The 16,986-nt window shown below is 66.4% G+C and carries 15 protein-coding genes; 2 read left to right on the forward strand and 13 right to left on the reverse strand.

The genetic code is table 11. The features are described 5' to 3' along the window. Positions 1-37 precede the first annotated feature (37 nt). The 10 genes from ATY02_RS18445 to ATY02_RS18490 form a co-directional block, all read right to left on the reverse strand. Positions 38-1,060, reverse strand: a complete 1,023-nt coding sequence (locus tag ATY02_RS18445; RefSeq protein WP_068578214.1) for an ABC transporter permease — start codon at positions 1,058-1,060, stop codon at positions 38-40. A 70-nt stretch (positions 1,061-1,130) separates the two neighbouring features. Further along, positions 1,131-2,678: a sugar ABC transporter ATP-binding protein gene (locus tag ATY02_RS18450; protein ID WP_068595976.1), complete on the reverse strand. Its 1,548-nt coding sequence runs from the start codon at positions 2,676-2,678 to the stop codon at positions 1,131-1,133. A gap of 66 nt (positions 2,679-2,744) precedes the next feature. Beyond that, positions 2,745-3,671, reverse strand: coding sequence for a sugar ABC transporter substrate-binding protein (locus ATY02_RS18455; protein ID WP_068578275.1), 927 nt, complete (start codon positions 3,669-3,671; stop codon positions 2,745-2,747). A gap of 52 nt (positions 3,672-3,723) precedes the next feature. Then, the gene (locus tag ATY02_RS18460) at positions 3,724-3,906 is read right to left on the reverse strand and encodes a hypothetical protein (protein WP_068595973.1); all 183 of its coding nucleotides are present in this window, start codon (positions 3,904-3,906) and stop codon (positions 3,724-3,726) included. A gap of 200 nt (positions 3,907-4,106) precedes the next feature. Next, positions 4,107-5,117 (reverse strand): Gfo/Idh/MocA family protein, encoded by a 1,011-nt coding sequence (locus ATY02_RS18465; protein WP_068578277.1) that lies wholly within the window; start codon positions 5,115-5,117, stop codon positions 4,107-4,109. A gap of 33 nt (positions 5,118-5,150) precedes the next feature. Continuing rightward, positions 5,151-7,088, reverse strand: a complete 1,938-nt coding sequence (gene iolD / locus ATY02_RS18470) for a 3D-(3,5/4)-trihydroxycyclohexane-1,2-dione acylhydrolase (decyclizing) (RefSeq protein WP_068578279.1) — start codon at positions 7,086-7,088, stop codon at positions 5,151-5,153. Between the two features lie 40 nt (positions 7,089-7,128). Continuing rightward, positions 7,129-7,950 (reverse strand): TIM barrel protein, encoded by an 822-nt coding sequence (locus tag ATY02_RS18475; protein ID WP_068578281.1) that lies wholly within the window; start codon positions 7,948-7,950, stop codon positions 7,129-7,131. A 30-nt stretch (positions 7,951-7,980) separates the two neighbouring features. Next, positions 7,981-8,790 (reverse strand): 5-deoxy-glucuronate isomerase, encoded by an 810-nt coding sequence (gene iolB, locus ATY02_RS18480; protein ID WP_068578283.1) that lies wholly within the window; start codon positions 8,788-8,790, stop codon positions 7,981-7,983. Beyond that, a complete protein-coding gene (iolE, locus tag ATY02_RS18485; protein WP_068578285.1) occupies positions 8,787-9,692 on the reverse strand; it encodes a myo-inosose-2 dehydratase in 906 nt (301 codons plus the stop codon). Before iolE ends, iolB begins: the two co-directional genes overlap by 4 nt. A 68-nt stretch (positions 9,693-9,760) precedes the next feature. Further along, positions 9,761-11,698, reverse strand: coding sequence for a bifunctional 5-dehydro-2-deoxygluconokinase/5-dehydro-2-deoxyphosphogluconate aldolase (locus tag ATY02_RS18490; protein ID WP_068578287.1), 1,938 nt, complete (start codon positions 11,696-11,698; stop codon positions 9,761-9,763). Between the two features lie 309 nt (positions 11,699-12,007). Here ATY02_RS18490 and ATY02_RS18495 point away from each other — a divergent pair, with 309 nt between their 5' ends. Continuing rightward, a complete protein-coding gene (locus tag ATY02_RS18495) occupies positions 12,008-12,928 on the forward strand; it encodes a MurR/RpiR family transcriptional regulator (protein ID WP_068578290.1) in 921 nt (306 codons plus the stop codon). A 16-nt stretch (positions 12,929-12,944) separates the two neighbouring features. Here the strand turns inward: ATY02_RS18495 and ATY02_RS18500 are convergent, their stop codons facing one another. From ATY02_RS18500 to ATY02_RS18510, 3 genes are all read right to left on the reverse strand, one after another. Beyond that, the gene (locus tag ATY02_RS18500; protein WP_053130677.1) at positions 12,945-13,187 is read right to left on the reverse strand and encodes a hypothetical protein; all 243 of its coding nucleotides are present in this window, start codon (positions 13,185-13,187) and stop codon (positions 12,945-12,947) included. A gap of 2 nt (positions 13,188-13,189) precedes the next feature. Beyond that, complete coding sequence (locus tag ATY02_RS18505; RefSeq protein WP_068578291.1) at positions 13,190-14,122, reverse strand: DHH family phosphoesterase; 933 nt, start codon at positions 14,120-14,122, stop codon at positions 13,190-13,192. 76 nt (positions 14,123-14,198) lie between these two features. Then, a complete protein-coding gene (locus ATY02_RS18510; RefSeq protein ID WP_068578294.1) occupies positions 14,199-15,665 on the reverse strand; it encodes a PLP-dependent aminotransferase family protein in 1,467 nt (488 codons plus the stop codon). Positions 15,666-15,756: 91 nt separating this feature from the next. Between ATY02_RS18510 and ATY02_RS18515 the strand changes: the two genes are divergently transcribed. Next, a complete protein-coding gene (locus ATY02_RS18515; protein ID WP_068578296.1) occupies positions 15,757-16,977 on the forward strand; it encodes a multidrug effflux MFS transporter in 1,221 nt (406 codons plus the stop codon). Positions 16,978-16,986 lie beyond the last annotated feature (9 nt).

A 16,986-nucleotide genomic window follows, 5' to 3' on the forward strand; every position in this document is an offset into this window, starting at 1 on the left:
AGATTACCGCCCTTTCCCTCCCCCTCCGCCATCGGCATCAGCGTTTTAACTTGCGCTTGTTGCGGTACTGGTCGATGACCACCGCCACCACGATGATCAGCCCCTTGATGATGTCCTGGATATAGGCATCGACACCGACGAAGGTAAAGCCGCTGGCCATCACCCCCAGGATCAGCGCGCCGATCACCGTGCCGGTGATGCGCCCCACGCCCCCGGCCAGGCTGGTGCCTCCGATCACTGCAGCGGCAATGGCATCCAGCTCGTAGGACATGCCCATCCCCGCCTGCCCGGTGGCGGCCCGGGCCGAGGCCACCACCCCGGCCAACCCGGCCAGCAGCCCGGCGATGCTGTAGACGATCACCAGGTGGCGCTTGACGTTGATCCCCGACGTGCGCGCCGCCTGCATGTTGCCGCCAATGGCATAGGTGTATTTGCCGTAGCGGGTGTAGCGCAGGGCGACATGGAAAATCACCGCGACCACCAGGAAGATCACCACCGGCATCGCCCCGTGGCCAATGGCGGTGTAGGAATCGGACAACATGCTCACCGGCTGGCCCTGGGTGTAGTAGCGCGCCAGACCACGGGCCGAAACCATCATTCCCAGGGTAGCGATAAAGGGCGGGATGCCGCTGAGGGCGATGATGCTGCCGTTGATCGCCCCCGCCAGCAGGCCCACTCCCAGCCCCGCCAGCACCGGGATCCATACCGGCAGATCGGTCAACCCGGGGAACACCGCGCGGCTGAAGTCGGAAGTCTGCGCCAGGCTGGCGGCAATCATCGCCGACAAGGCCAGCACCGAGCCCGAGGACAGGTCGATGCCGGTGGTGATGATCACCTGGGTCACGCCGATGGCCAGCAGGCCAATGACCGAGACCTGGAGAATCATCAGCACCAGGCGCTGGGAATTGAGCAAGAAGCTCTGCTCGCGGACCACCCAGCCGGACAGCTCGAACACCAGGGCGATGCCGATCAGCACCAGGAAGATACTCAGTTCGGTCGGCAGGCGCCGACGGCTCTTGGCCGGTGCCAGGGCCGGTTTGTTTTCCAGTATTGCGTTCATCACCGTCCACCTTGATCAGGGGCGGCGCCATTGGCGGCGGCCGGCCCAGGTTGAATGTCGCGTGTCGCCGCTAGTGTTCCAGGGCCAGGCCCGAGGCCAGTTGCATCACCCGCTCCTGGCTCGCTTCGCTACGGTCCAGGGTGCCCATCAGCTGCCCCTCGTGCATGACCAGCACCCGGTCGCTCATGCCCAGGACCTCGGGCAGTTCCGAGGAGATCATCAGCACCGCCATGCCTTCGCCGGCGAGTGTGGCGATCAGGCGGTAGATCTCGGCCTTCGCCCCGACATCGATGCCCCGGGTCGGCTCGTCGAGGATCAGGATCCGCGGCCGGGTCATCAGCCAGCGGGCCAGCAGGGCCTTTTGCTGGTTGCCGCCAGACAGGGTGTCGATGCACTGCTCCAGCGACGGGGTCTTGACCCGCAACTGGCGACACATGTCCTCGCACAGGGCACGCAGGGTCTTGTGCTTGACGAACCCCGCCCCGGCATAGTGCTTGAGCACCGCCACTTCCATGTTCTCCAGCACCGACAGGCAGGGAAACAAGCCGCTGAGCTTGCGATCCTCGGTGAGCAGCGCCAGGCCCTGGCTGATGGCCACGTGGGGCTCGCCAATGCGCAACACCTGGCCATCGAGGATGATCTGCCCGCCATCGGCCGGGGTGATGCCGAACAGGGTCTCGGCCACGTTAGTCCGCCCCGAGCCCATCAGCCCGGCGATACCGAGGATCTCGCCGGCATGCAGGTCGAACGACACCCCCTCGAACACCCCGTCCAGGCGCAGGTCGCACACCTGCAGCAAGCGCTCGCCGATGGGCTGGTCACGCGTGGGAAACAGCTGGCTCAGCTCGCGCCCGACCATCATCGAGATCAGGCTGTCGCCGTCCAGGTTCTCGGCCCGTTGCAGGCCGATGTAGGTGCCATCGCGGAACACCGCCACCTCATCGGCGATGGCGAACACTTCGTTCATCTTGTGGGTGATGTAGATGATGCCCTTGCCCTGGGCCTTGAGGTCGGCGATGATCGAGAACAGGTGGGCCACTTCCTTGTCGGTGATGGCCGAGGTCGGCTCGTCCATGATCAGCACATCGGAGTCATAGGACACCGCCTTGGCGATCTCCACCATCTGCCGCTCGGCAATGCTCAGGTGGCCCACCTGTTCCTGGGGATCGAGCTCGATGCGCAGGCGCGCCAACAGCGCGGCGGTGGCCCGATGCATCGCCCGATGATCGACCAGGCCCAGCCGGCCCAGCGGCTCGCGGCCGATCCAGATGTTCTCGGCGACGCTCATGTGCGGCATCAGGTTGAGTTCCTGGTGGATCATGGCGATCCCCGCCTCCAGGGCCGCCAGTGGCGAGGCGAAGCTCACCGGCCGGCCCTTGAGGCGCAACTCGCCGGCATCGGGCTGGTAGATCCCGGCGATGATCTTCATCAGGGTCGACTTGCCGGCCCCGTTCTCCCCCATCAACGCCAGCACAGTGCCGGGACGTACCCGCAACTGCACCTCTGACAGGGCCACCACCCCGGGAAAGCCCTTGCTGACATTGATCACCTCTAGCAGGTAAGGCTCGATGACGGGGGTGATCCCGGCCGGATTCGAAACGGACGCACAGGCGTTCATGCTCAGCTACTCCCGCCGCCAGGCACCCTGGGCGCCCGGTCGGCTTGCTCGGTGAATGAGGCCCGGCTACTTGAACTGGGCGACGTTGTCCGGAGTGATCAACCGATACGGGATCCACACCGCAGCCTCCACCGGCTGCTGGTTGATCATCTTCACCGCGGTCTCCACCGACCCTTCGGCCTGGCCCTTGGCGTCCTGGAACACCGACACCGCCAGCTCGCCGCGCTGCACCGCGCGCAGCCCGTCGGGGGTACCGTCGACCCCGGCGATCAGCACGCTGCCGCGCGCCACCCCGGCCTGGTTCAAGGCCATGGCGGCGCCGATGGCCATCTCGTCGTTGTTGGCCACCACGGCGTTGAACTCGCGGCCCTGGGTCAGCCAGTCATTGACCAGGGTCATGCCGCGGTCGCGCAGCCAGACCCCGGTCTGCTCCTGGTCGACCCGGATGCCCGGGTACTTGGCCAGCACCTCCTTGACGCCCTTGGTGCGATTGGCCGTGGAGTTGTTGGCCAGGTCCCCCAGCAGGATCACCACGCTGCCCTTGCCGCCCATCTTGTCCGCCAGGTACTGCATCTGCATCCGCCCGGCCTCCAGGTCGTCGGAGGCCACGGTGACCACCCCCTTGGGCAGCGCCAGGTCATCCGGGCGGCGGTTGACGTAGACCAGCGGGATCCCGGCCTTGACCGCCGCCTCGGTGATCTTGCGAGTGGCGGCGGTGTCCACCGGGTTGACCACGATGGCGTCGACCTTCTGGCTGACGAAGCTTTCGACCTGGCTCAACTGCTTGACCACGTCGCTGCGGGCGTCCTCGAACTGCAACTGCACGCCCTCGGGCATGGACTTGGCCTTCTGGTCCATGGACTCGCGCAGGTAGGTCAGCCAGGTGTCGTCGAACTGCGACATGCTCACACCGATCCGCACCTGGGCCTGGGCCACGCCGCTGGACAGCAGCAAGGCCAGGGCCAGGGAAACCACTCGGGTCTGGATATTCATCAAGGGTGCTCTCCACGTTGTTGTCGGTTGGCGGCTCGGGCGCCGCCGCGGCTCAGGCGCGTGAATACAGGACCGGGGCGCCGGGCATGCAGCCCAGCAGCGAACCTTGGTGTTCGACGCACAGGCAACCCAGCAGCGACAGCAAGCGGGAGGACCAGGGAGTGCGAGGCATCTCGCGAGGGAGAGTGGCACCTGCCCGGGAGGGCAATGGCGTGGCAGAGCGAGGGATCTTCATCGACGGCACCTGTGTTGTTTTTGTTGGATGGCTGGCCAGGACACCAGGCAGAACCTGAAGACCCCGGCAGCCTGGGTAGTCGGCAACCTGGAAACGACTCTATTGGAAAATATTTTCTATATCAACTCATTTTAGAATTTTGTTGCAAGCCCTGTTCAAGCCCCATTCGAGGGCCTGCCCAGGGCCTTGGCCCGGGCCTCTCAGCCATAGAATGCGGGGCGCGGCGGCAAGTGCACCGGCACGATGGCCCCGCTCTGCTGGGCCTGGATGCAAGCGTCGGCAGCCACCGCTGCCGCCAGGCCGTCCCAGGCCGAGGGGCCACCCACCTGCCCTGCCGCCACGGCATCGATAAAGGCTTGCAGCTCGACGTCATAGGCGGCGATGAAGCGCTCCTTCCAGTCCATGAGGATGGCGCTGGACAGGTTGGCCGCGCTGCGCAGCTGCACCTGAGGCGGCTCGGGCAGGCGCGCGATCCCGCTCTCGCCCACCACCTCGCACTGGATGTCGTAGCCGTATTGGCAGTTGACGAAAATCTCCACATCGATCCGCACCCCACGGGCGGTCTCCAGCAGCACGATCTGCGGGTCACGCAGTTGCCCATGGGCCTTGCTCGAAACCCGGGGGAACAGCACCTGCACCGAGACGTAGTCGTCGTCCAGCAACCAGCGCAGCACGTCTAGTTCGTGGATCAGGGTGTCGGTAATGGCCATGTCGGTCTTGTAGTTCGGCCCTACCCGAGGATTGCGGTGGGCGCAGTGCAGCATCAGCGGCGTGCCGATCCGACCGCTGTCCACCACGGCCTTCAGCGCCTGGTAACCCGCGTCATAAGGGCGCATGAAGCCCACCTGGACCAGGCGCGTGCCATGGGCCAGTTCGGCCTCGACGATGCGCCGGCAGCCCTCGGCGGTCACCGCCAGGGGTTTCTCGCAGAACACCGGCTTGCCGGCGGCGATGGCTGCCAGCACGAATTCCTCGTGGCTGGGGCCCCAGGACGTGACCAGCACCGCCTGCACCTGGGGCGAGCGGATCAAGGCATGGCCGTCTGCATGGACTTCAGCCTGCAATTGCAGGTCGTCGACCACCCGCGCCGCCTGTTGCCGATCGATGTCGGTCACGGCCACGACCCGACTGCCCTGCAGGGTCTGGCTGCAACGCCGGATGTGATCCTGGCCGATGGCCCCGGTCCCGATAACGCCTAGCTGCAAAGACATGGATGTACTCCTGTGGTTGTTCGTGGCAAAGGATCAATACTGGCGGGCCCTGGCCAGTTCGGCGGCGATGGCTCGGGACGCGGCGGCAACCCGCTCGCTGTCAGAGACCTGGGCCACCCCCACATGCCACCAGGACTGGTAGCCGTGGAGCATGGTCTTGGGCAGGACCTTGATGTCGATCAGGGTCGAGACCGTCTGCCGGCGGGCATCCGCCAGGGCCGCCTGCAACTGCTCGAGACTGGTGACCCGGTAGGTCTTGCAACCGTAGGCTGCGGCGCTCATGGCGTAGTCCACCGGGATCAGGCCGCCGTCGAGCCGGCCCGTGAGCGGGTCGCGATAGCGAAATTCAGTGGCGAAGCTGTCCTGGCCCTGGCCCAGCTGCAGGTTGTTGATGCAACCGAAGGCCATGTTGTCCAGCAATACCAGGTTGATCTTGCGCCGCTCCTGGAGCGAGGTGACCAGCTCCGAATGCAGCATCAGGTAGGAGCCGTCCCCCAGCAGCGCATAGACCTCGCGCCCAGGCTCGGCGAGCTTGACCCCCAGGGCCGCGCCGACCTCGTAGCCCATGCACGAATAGCCGTACTCCACGTGGTAGCTGTTGAGCCCCTTGCTGGCCCAACTGCGTTGCAGGTCACCGGGCAGGCTGCCGGCGGCGGCGACGATCACCGCGTCTTCGTCCAGCACCTGGTTGAGCACGCCCAGGACCTGGCTCTGGGTCAGGCAGGAGCCGGTGAGTTCGATGAACTCGCGCAGCACCGCCGGGTCCAGTGAGTCGTCGACCTCGGGCACGAAGGCCTGCGCCGAATACTGCACGCCATGCAGGCGCTGCACCTCGGCCGCCAACTGCGCCTTGGCCGTCGCCACCTGCTCGCCCCAGCCGGCGCGATAGTCACGCTCCACCAGGACCTGCGACAGGCCCTGCAAGCCGGCCCGCGCATCGGCCAGCAACTGCACCCCATCGAGCTTCAGGGCATCGCCGGGGTTGACGTTGAGATTGAGGAACTGCACCTGCGGATGCTGGAACAGCCATTTCGAGGACGTGGTGAAATCGCTGTAGCGCGTCCCCACGCCGATGATCAGGTCGGCCTCCCGGGCCAGCAGGTTGGCCGCCAGGCAGCCAGTCTCGCCAATGCCGCCGACGTTCAGCGGATGGCTCGAGAGCAGCGCACTCTTGCCCGCCTGGGTCTCGGCCACGGGAATCGCGAAACGCTCGGCGAACGCCTGCAGCGCCTCGCCGGCAGCGGAGTACTTGACCCCGCCGCCACAGATGATCAGCGGCCGGCGCTTGCCCAGCAGCAGCGCCGCGGCATCGGCCAGCATGGCCGCGGTGGGCAGGCGCCGATCGATACGGTGGACCCTGCGGGCGAAGAACGCCTCGGGATAGTCGTAGGCCTCGGCCTGCACGTCCTGGGGCAGCGCCAGGGTCACCGCGCCGGTTTCCGCCGGGTCGGTCAGCACCCGCATGGCCTGCAATGCGGCACTCATCAATTGTTCCGGGCGGTTGATCCGGTCCCAGTACTTGCTCACGGCCTTGAAGGCATCGTTGGTGCTGATGCCCAGGTCATGGAACTGCTCGATCTGCTGCAACACCGGGTCCGGCTGGCGGCTGGCGAACACATCGCCGGGCAACAGCAGCAAGGGGATGCGATTGGCCGTGGCAGTGGCGGCCGCGGTCAGCATGTTCGCCGCGCCAGGCCCCACCGAGGCGGTACAGGCATAGACCTGTCGGCGCAGGCGCTGCTTGGCGAAACCGATGGCCGCGTGGGCCATGCCCTGCTCGTTGCGCCCCTGGTGCACCTGCAGGCCACCCGGGTCCTGCTGCAGGGCCTGGCCGATGCCCAGTACGTTGCCGTGGCCGAAGATGGTGAAGACTCCGGCGACGAAACGGCTCTGTTGTCCATCCACCTCGACGTACTGGTTGTCGAGGAACTTCACCAGGGCCTGGGCCATGGTCAGGCGTAGCGTGCTCATTTCAGCTCCTTACAAGGGATAGGGGCATGGCGCCGGGCACTCACTCCAGGGCCTGGCGCAGATGGTCGATGCTGGCGCCCAGGGCCTGGCGGACATCCACCAGGCCATGGACGCAGGCGGCGAAAGGCTCGAACGACAGGTAACCGGTGTAGCCCTGGTGCAACAGCGCCTTGAGTTGCGCCACGTTGCCGAGCCGATCCGCCGCGCCCACCAGCACTCGATGGCCGTCGCGCAATAGCTCCAGGGGCGCCTGCGCCTCCTCGACCCCGGAGATGTGCACCAGGGCGGTCTGTTCGGCGAACAGCTCCTGTTCTCCAGCCAGGCGGTGATGGAAGGTGTCATGCAGCAGGCGCAGGACATCCAGGCTGGCAGTGTCGCGGACCGCCTCCAGCGCCAGGCGCTTGCTGCGCAAGGCGCTCTCCTCAAAGCCCAGGGGCTCGATGAAGCCGTACAGGCCATGCCGGCGCAGTACCGGGGCGATTCCCTCGAGGGCGCTGCGCAGCGCCAGCGCCCGCTGCGTGGCATCGCGCGGGTCCCCGGCCTCATTCAGCGGACACAGCACCAGCCCCCTGGCACCGCAGGCCACGGCATACTCGGCCAATTGCCGCAGTTGCCGCTCGCGCTCCGGGTTCCAGACATCGAAGGGGTACAGCGCATTGATCGACAACACCCGCACGCCACGGTTGGCGCACAGCTCGCGAACCCGCTCCGGCGGCGTGCCATCGGTGATTTCCACGCCCGGCAGGTCGTTGCGCAACTCGATGGCATCGATCTGCAACTCCAGCGCCAGGTCGAGGAATTCCACCAGCGACAAGCTCGGCGCGACCATCCGGTTCAAGGCAAAACGCAAGGGCCGGGGCATGTGGCTGACTCTCCCTATGGCGTGGCGCTCTCAGAGATCGAGCAGCCAGCTGTGCTGCGGATCGTTGTGGAATTGCCAGGCGCGTTTCGGCCCGGCCATGACATTCAGGTAATAGGACTGGTAGCCGTACGGCACGCAGACCGGGTGATAGCCCTCGGGGACCACCACCAGGTCGTGGTGCTCCACGGCCATGGCTTCGTCCAGCCGTCGATCGTCGGTGTACACCCGCTGGAACACGAAGCCCTGGGGCGGGTCGACCTGGTGGTAGTAGGTCTCTTCGAGAAAGCTCTGGTGCGGCAGGTCGTCGGTGTCGTGCTTGTGGGGCGGGTAGCTGGAGGAGTGCCCGGATGGCGTGCGCACCTCCACCACCAGCAGCGAATGCGCAGGCTCGCTGGCCGGCAGGATGTCGCAGACATAACGGGTATTGGCGTCCTTGCCCCGTACGCTGCGCGAGCACTGCTGCGGGCGGATCAGCCGCGGCCCCAGCCCGGCCTCGCGGCAACCGGGGGCTGCGCAGACCGCCAGCTGCACCGGGTCCAGCGCGGTGATCCGGGCCTGGCTGCCCGGCGGCAGGTAGACGGCGAACGGCGCCAGGTCCTCGAACACCGATTGGCGCTCGCCGATCCCCTCCCAACGGAACGCACCATGCCCCGGTGCCTCGCCCTCGACCCGCACATGCCCGGCCAGCAAAACCAGGCATAGCTCGCGTTCACCGGCACTGACCGGCAGGCTTTCGTCCAGGCCCAGGCGGTAGGCGGCGAAACCCACGTACTGCAAACGGCCTTCCTCGAGTCGCACCAGCTCCTGGGCCGCGCTCGTGCCCTTGACCAGCAGGCTCATCGAGCAGCCCTCCCGTGCCCGGCACTGGCCAGCAAAGCGCGCAGGGTATCGTAGCCTTTGCGGGCATAGACCTCGCTGGGGGCCACCGCCGGGTCCTGCTCGGCCTCCACCACCAACCAGCCCTGGTAACCCGCGCCCAGCAACACCTGCAGCAACGCGGCAAAATCCAGGTCGCCATCACCGGGCACGGTAAAGGTGCCGTTGACGATACAGTCGGGAAAGCTCCAGAGCTGGTTGCGCGCCAACTGCACCACCGGCTTGCGCACATCCTTGAAATGCACATGGCAGACCCGCCCGACATGCCGGCGCAACACCTCCAGGGGCTCTGCACCGCCCATGTAGCAATGCCCGGAGTCGAACAGCAGGCCCACCTCGGGGCCGCTGCGGCGCATCAGTTGGTCGATGTCCTGCGGTGATTCGACGTAGGCGCCCATATGGTGGTGATAGGCCAGGCGTACGCCCTGGGAGAGGGTGAAACGGGCCAGTTCGGTGAGCTTGTCGGCATATGCCTGCCAGGCCTGTTCGGTATGAAAGCGCGGGCGCTCCACCAGGGCGATGGGTTGGCCCTGGATCGAGTCGGCCACCTCGCCATAGACCAGCACCGTGGCGCCATTGTGCGCCAGCAACTGCACATGGGCGGCGATGGCTTCGATCTCCTCGGCCACCGAGCGCCGCGCCAGTTGGCCGCTGTACCAGCCGGAAACCAGCGCCAGCTCGTAGGGCCGCAGCACCTCGGCCACCCCCTGGGCATCCTTGGGGAACTTGCCGTTGAGCTCGAAGCCCTCGTAGCCGATGGCCTTGCCTTCGGCCAGCGCCGTGTCCAGGGGTGTCTCGCCCCCCAGGGACGGCAGGTCGTCATTGCTCCAGGAAATCGGATTGATGCCAATTCGGATCGCGGGCATGGCTGCACCTTTTATTGTTGTTCGGATCGCACTCTAAAAAACCGCCGCGCCACCAAGGCCTGGGGCGTTCACGGGCGGGCGCTGCGCCAGGCCTCGATCAACTGGACGAACGTGCCCTGTACTTGCTCGATCAGCTGCTGGTCGTCGATCTCCCCTGCCAGCCAGGCGCGGCTGGGCTCCTGGAAGATCGTGCGACCCACGGCGAAGCCCCGGCAACTGCTGCTGCCGGCGGCCTGGCGAAAGCCCTCGGCCAGGGCCTGGGGCGAGGCGTTGAGCCCCAGCAATACCACCCCACGGCAGTAGGGATCACGCTCCTGGATCAACTGGTCCAGGCGCTGCCACTGCTCGCGATCCTGGGCCTCGATCTTCCACCAGGCCGGGTAGATGCCCAGGTTGTAGAGGCGCTTGATGGCCCGGTACAGCACCTCGGGATGGGCCCCGGGCAAGTCCTTGGGCGGGATGACCTCCAGCAGCAACTCATGGCCGCTGGCCTGGGACGCCTGGTACAGGGCGCGGATCTGCGCCTCCTGCTCCAGGCGCAGCAAGGGTTCGTCATCGGGATGAAATTGCACCAGGCACTTGATGATCTGCTCCTGGGGCCAGGCGATCAGGTTGCTGCCAATGGCCCGGCCCTGCTCGAACACCAGGGGCCGCGAACCCTGCAGTTCCACCGGGCGTGCCACCCACCAGCCACGACCGGTGGCGGCGTTCAATGCATCCTGGCCGAAGCGCTGGTCCGCCAACACGCCGACATCGGCCTCGACGCCTTCGCGTCGCAGGTCGGCCTCGACCCGCTGCACCGCCTCGACGAACAGCAGCTTGAGTTGTTCGATGACCCTGAGCTCGCGCCCACCCTGGCGGGCCAGCTCCACCAGTTGCCCGCGATGATCGAAGGCGAAGATGAACAGCGGCCGCCACGCCTTGCGCGGCACGCTGACCTGGTGCAGGCGCCGCAGGGTCGGGTCTTGGTCCGGACGGGTAATGGGCCGCGGGCTGCCGAACAGGTAGTCGAGCTCGGCACGGGTCGGCATTGCCGGGGCACAGGCGTGGCGCGAGACCACCAGGGCACCGCAGGCATTGGCCAGCTGGCAGCAGCGCTCATCGTCCGCCCCCTCCAGCCAGCCACTGAGAAAGCCGGACATGAACGCATCGCCGGCGCCCAGCACGTTCAGCACCTCGACCTGCACGCCCTGGTGCACCTGCAACTCCTCCAGATGGCCGGGAATGGCCCCATGGATCACCGTGCAGCCCCTGGGGCCGAGCTTGACCACCAGGGTCGCGGCCGTCAGCTCGCGCACCCGGCGCAGGGCCGCCAGCAAATCCGGCTCGCCCCCGGCGATCAGGAATTCCTCCTCGGTGCCGACGATCAGTTCGAAGCGCGGCAGGATGCCTTGCACATGCTGGCTGACCTGGCGGTCGGCGACGAAGCGGGTCTGGCCATCGGCCTTGGCCGCCAGACCCCAGAGCACCGGCCGATAGTCGATGTCCAGTACTCGCCGCACCCCGTGGCGCTCGGCATAGTCGAGGGCCTGGATGCTGGCGCGGTAGACCTGGTCGCTGGAAAAATGCGTGCCGGTGATCAGCAGCGCCTTGCTGGAGGCGATGAAGGCCTCGTCGATGTCCTCGGCGGCCAGGGCCATGTCGGCGCAGTTCTCGCGATAGAACACCAGGGGAAAGCTCTCGCGATCCTTGAGGCCCAGCAGGACCAGGGCCGTCAGGCGCTCGGGATCGACCCGCACGGCGCGGGTGTCGCAGCCTTCGCGCTGCAAGGACTCCAGCAGGAAGCGCCCCATGTGGTCGTCGCCGACCCGGGTCAGCATCGCCGACTTCAGGCCCAGGCGCGCGGTACCGAAGGCGATGTTGGCGGACGAGCCGCCAAGGTACTTAGCAAAACTGGCGACATCTTCCAGGCGGGCCCCCACTTGCTGCGCGTAGAGGTCGACGCCCAGGCGTCCGAGGCAGATCAGATCCAATTGACGCCCACTGGCAAAGCGATCCTGGCCCATGCTGGCTCCTGTTATTGTTATCAGCCGCTGCCTGCCGCCGGTTCCTCGGCAAGCACTCTTGGTGGGTGCAGCCTAGAACGGCTTTCACTGCCAAATCAATATTTATTCTAATTATTTTTACATGGAATATTTTTTCCACTAAAGTGCTTTGCACGCCGGAATCTGTGCCCTGCATCGATTCAGCAATGTGCTGCAGGCCCCGGCCGGCAAGATTTTCCCGGCGCCGACCCTGTAGACTGCCCGCAGTCCGCCTAGTCTCAGGGGCGATACCCAGGCTCGCCCCATCAGCACCCGTAAGAAGGATTGACCATGCCCCAGACCGATCAGCCGGCCTTGTCCGAAGGCACCACGGACAGCGACCTCGCCACTCGCCCGCTCGATGCCGAGGGCCTGCTGCAGCTGATCGCCCAGGAATACGAAAGCCTGCCGCGCCAGCTCAAGCGTATCGCCAGCTACATGAGCCAGCAGCGCGACCGGATCATGGTCGATCGCATCAGTGACATCGCCCGCGAATGCGAAGTGCATCCCTCGGCCATCGTGCGTTTCTCCCAGCGCCTGGGCTTTCGCGGCTTCAGTGACATGCAGGCGTTGTTCCGCGAGGCCTATACCCACAAGGCCACGCCGGTGCAGAACTACCAGCAGCGCATCCGCAGCCTGATCGCCAACAAATCACAGAAGGCCAGCAGCGCCGACCTGGCTCGCGACTGCATCGGCGCCACCCTCTCGGGGATCGAGCGCCTGGAACAGGAGCTGGACGAGGCGGCCCTGGAGCGAGCCGTCGACCTGGTGGTCAATGCCGAGAACATCTACGTGGTGGGGGTGCGGCGCTCCTTCGCGGTGGCCGACTACCTGGTCTACAACCTGCAGCACACCAACAAGCGCATCCACCTGGTCTCGGGGCTCGGTGGCAGCTACCGCGAACAGATGCGCAGCATCCGCCCCGGCGACCTGGTGATCGCCATCAGCTTCACGCCCTACGCCAAGGAAACCCAGCACTGCCTGCGGATTGCCCAGCACCACCAGGCCAAGACCCTGATCATCACCGACAGCACCCTCTCGCCCCTGGCCAAGCGCGCCAACAGCGTGCTGCTGGTCAACGAGGGCAGCTCGTTCGCCTTCCGTTCGCTGAGCGCCACCTTGTGCCTGTGCCAGGCGCTGTTCATCGCCGTGGCCTACCGCCTGGAGCTGAAGATGGATGAAATCCACGAGCAGAGCGGCTTCGAGGATTAGCCGCGCAGCGGGCGCCTCATTCGTAGATCTTGCCGCAGTACAGGAACACCGCGAAGCGCTTCCACGGTGAGGCGTCGGCCAACCCCTGGCTGGCGCCCATGGCACTGGCTTCGGCCCAGGCATGGGCGGAGTCGAGGAAGTCCTCGATGGAGTCGTTCTGCCAGTCGCTGGCTTGGCGCCGGTCGGCACTCAAGGCCTGGACGAACGCCAGGAAACTGCGCTCATCCACCACTTGCTGCAAGGCTTGATCCAGGTCCACGGTTACCTCGGGGTCATCGGTGCCTGCCAGGCCAGGCCCATGCGCAGCAACTCCTTGCGCAAGATCGGCCGTTCCAGGCAGTGCAGGCCATTCACGGCCGGGCACTCTAGCAGCCGGTCCAGCTTCTGCGCACTCGCGACTCCACCACTGAGCAAGTAGCTGCGCCCCTCGCCGAGGCTGATCAGGTTCAGCAGCCAGTCATCGCCCCACTGCCCCAGTACCCTTTCGATCAAGGGCCGTTGCTGGCGCAGCAAGCGATCGGCATTCCACAAGGTCAACTGGGCGAAACGCCTGGGCAGGTTGCTCTCTTCCCCGAGGACTTTCAGGTCCTTGTGCAGGGCCTGCTCCAGTTGTTCCTCGATCTGGCGCTGGCACTGGTCGAAGTAGCGTGCAGGCCATTGCTCGTCCAACCCGGCGTGCCGGGCCAGCACGGCATAGGCCTGGCGATCGGCATCGGTGCAGATCTGGGCAGTGAAGTTCAGGGTGTTGTCGAGAATCCCGGCTGCCAGCAACTGCGCACTGTCGCGGCTCATTCGCGGCAACAGCCCCGAGTCGCGCCAACGCTCGTAGACCTGGGTACAGGCGGCGCCGATCCGGCGAATATCCGCACGGGGGCCAAGGCGCTCGATCCAGAACGGCTCGAACCCCGGATGATGATCGATGACCTCCACCACCCGCTCCAGCGCCACCAGTGGGTCCAGGTGCAGGTGATTGGAAACGTCCACCAGCACGAACACATCGTCGTCGCCGATCGGCACCGGTGCATCCAGCCCCTTGCAGTTATGGCGCAGGGCCTGGGGAATGCTTTCGTTCAGTGGTGCGCTGCTCAGGGCCCGGGCCGGACGGCCGCAAAGGTTGAGCCATTCGGCGTAGGCGATACAGCCGGCGTAGGCATCCATGTCCAGGTAAGCCGCGCCGGAGGTGACAATGATCATGACATCCCTGTGGTGTACGAAGGCCCGCGGGCCGGGGTGCCGAGCATGGCGGGCGAATATGACCAAAGCATGACGATCAGCACCTGGCCAGGCCGGCCTCGGCCACCAGCAGGCTTGCCAGGCGCGCAGCGCTGTAGCGGATCTGCGCCGGGCTCAGGGCCGCATAACCGATGATCACGGCCGCTGGCCGACCGGGTCTCTGACAATGCTCGGCCAGGCCCTGCAGGTCGATGCCAGCCTCGGCGGCGCGTTGGCGAAAACGCGCCTCATCGCTACCGGCCGGCAACTGCAACAGCAGGTGCAGGCCGGCCTGCTGCCCGGTAATGCGATAGCAGCCCGGCGCCTCCCGGGCCAGGATCTGCAGCAGCAGGTCGCGACGCTCCTGGTAAGCCTGGCGGGCGGCCCGCAGATACCGCAGGAACGCACCGCTGGCGATGTAGTCGGCCAGGGCCACCTGCTCGATCACCCCGACCGAACGCCCGGTATTCTGCAAGGTCGCCAGCAATCGCTCGCGCAACGCCTGCGGCACCAGCATGAAACCCACCCGCAGGCCGGCGAACAGCGTCTTGTTGAAGCTGCCGCAGTAGATCACCCGGTCATCGAGGTCCAGGGACTTGAGGGCCGCCAGGGGGGCGCTCTGGTAATTGAATTCACTGTCGTAGTCGTCCTCCACGATCCAGGCCTGGCTGGCGCGCGCCCACTCCAGCAGTGCCAGGCGCCGCGATACCGGCATGCTCATGCCCAGGGGGGCCTGGTGCGCCGGGGTCACGTAGACCATGCGCGCATCGCGATGACGATGCAGGTACTCCACGTCGATCCCCTCCTCGTCGACCGGCACCGGCACCCATTGCGCACCGGCCAGGGTGAACAACTCCCTGGCCGACAGGTAGCCGGGGTCTTCCAGGCAGACCTTGTCGCCCCGGTGCAGCAGGCTGCGGGCCAACAGATCGAGGCCATGGCGAATGCCCGTGGTGACCATCACCTGGTCCGGGTCGCAGACAATGCCGCGGTGCTGCCCCAGGTACTGGGCGATCTGCTGGCGCAGCAGCGGCAAGCCAGCCGGATCGGGATCGCACAGCAATTGCGCCGGGGCCGCAGCCAGGGCCCGGGTCAGGGTGCGGGCCCACAGAGCCAGGGGAAACAGCGTAGGGTCGGCGAGCCGGGCGACGAAGGGTTGCCCGGCACGTACGCCCTGGGCTCGGGGGCGCGGGCCCGCAGGCTGTTCGGGCCGTGGCGCCCCAGGGGGCAGTGCCTTCAGGTAGAGGTCCGGCACCACCGCGCAGACCCGGGTCCCGGAACCGGACACGCGGCTGACGTAGCCCTCGCTGCGCAAGCGATCGAACACCGCTTCCAGGGTGCCTCGGGACAGGGACCAGCGCTGGGCCAGGGTCCGGGTCGACGGCAGTCGGCAGCCGGCCGGCAAGCGCTTCTCCAGGATCGCCTGGCGCAGGGCGCCATAGGCACTGTCCTGCTTGCCCAGGCCCTCGCCCAGGGCCTGGGGCAGCGGCAAGTCCAGCGGAACAGGGTGTTTTCCACGACTCATAGTGGTCCACTCGATACAGGTATAAATGGCTCTCGGCATTAAACCATAAAGGCCTTAGTTTTCTGCCCATGCCCTACCTGCCGAGCCATCCATGAAACCGACCACCGAAACCCCGCTCCTTGCCTCTACGGCCCCGCAAGCGCTGGCGCCCTGGCTCTGGACCCTACTGTTGCTGATCGTGGTCTGCCTGCCGCGGATCAGCATCGACCTGTACCTGCCGGCCTTGCCCGCCATGGCCGACGCGCTGGGCGCCAGCGACCAACAGCTGCAACTGACCCTGAGCCTGTACATGCTCGGCTATGCCTTCTCGATGCTGCTGGGAGGTCCCCTGTGCGATCGCTTTGGCCGGCGTCCGGTGCTGCTCTGGGGCATGGCGCTGTACCTGCTGGCCAGCCTGGCCTGCATGCTCGCCACCCGCGTCGAGGTATTGATGGCCGCTCGCTTGCTACAAGCCCTGGGCGGTTGCTGCGGCACGCTGGTGGGCCGGGTCATGGTCCGGGATCGCTGCACGCCTGCCGAACAGGCGCGGCTCCTGGGCCTGTTATCCATGGGGATCGCCCTGTCGCCCATGCTCGCACCTGTACTGGGCAGCCTGCTCGGCCACTGGCTCGGGTGGCGCGGCCTGTTCCTGTGCCTGAGCCTCTTGGCCGCCGCCGTGTGGCTGCTGATGCTGGCCAAGCTGGCCGAGACCCGTTCGCCCGAGGTGGCCCAGATGCCCCGCCAGAACCTGCCACGGCTCTACTTGCGGCTGCTGCGAAGCCGCTATTTCATGCGTTATTCCCTGGCCATCGGTTGCCTGTACTGCACCTACTTTCCCTTTATCCTGCAGTCGCCCGCCTTGCTCCAGCGCCAACTGGGGCTCTCCTCGAGCGCCTATGCCCTGGTCTTCGCCACCACAGTGGCCGGTTATCTATTGGGGTCGCGGTGGTTCCAGCGCCTGGCGCCACGCCAGGGTGCCGACCGCCTGATCGCCCGGGCCACGTTGCTCAACCTTGCAGGCGCCGGCCTGCTGCTGATCGCCCGCGGCTTCTGGCCAGACAGCCTGCTGGCCATCGTCCTGCCCATGCTGGCGATCATGTTGGCGGTGGGCCTGGCGATTCCGGCCTGCCAACTGGCGATCCTGCAACCCTATGCCGATGTGGCAGGCAGCGCTTCGGGACTGTTCTTCTTTATCCAGATGGGCATGACCGCCCTGTGTGGCCTGCTGGCCGATGCCCTGGTCGACAGCGCCGCCGGCTCCTTGCAAGCCCTGACGGGGCTGTTCAGCCTCGCCCTTGGCGTGGCCTGGTATGGCCTGCGCCCGCGACCGTAGCCGCCTAGC

It is taken from the genome of Pseudomonas sp. BIOMIG1BAC (genome assembly GCF_001705995.2).
Taxonomy (GTDB): domain Bacteria; phylum Pseudomonadota; class Gammaproteobacteria; order Pseudomonadales; family Pseudomonadaceae; genus Aquipseudomonas; species Aquipseudomonas sessilinigenes.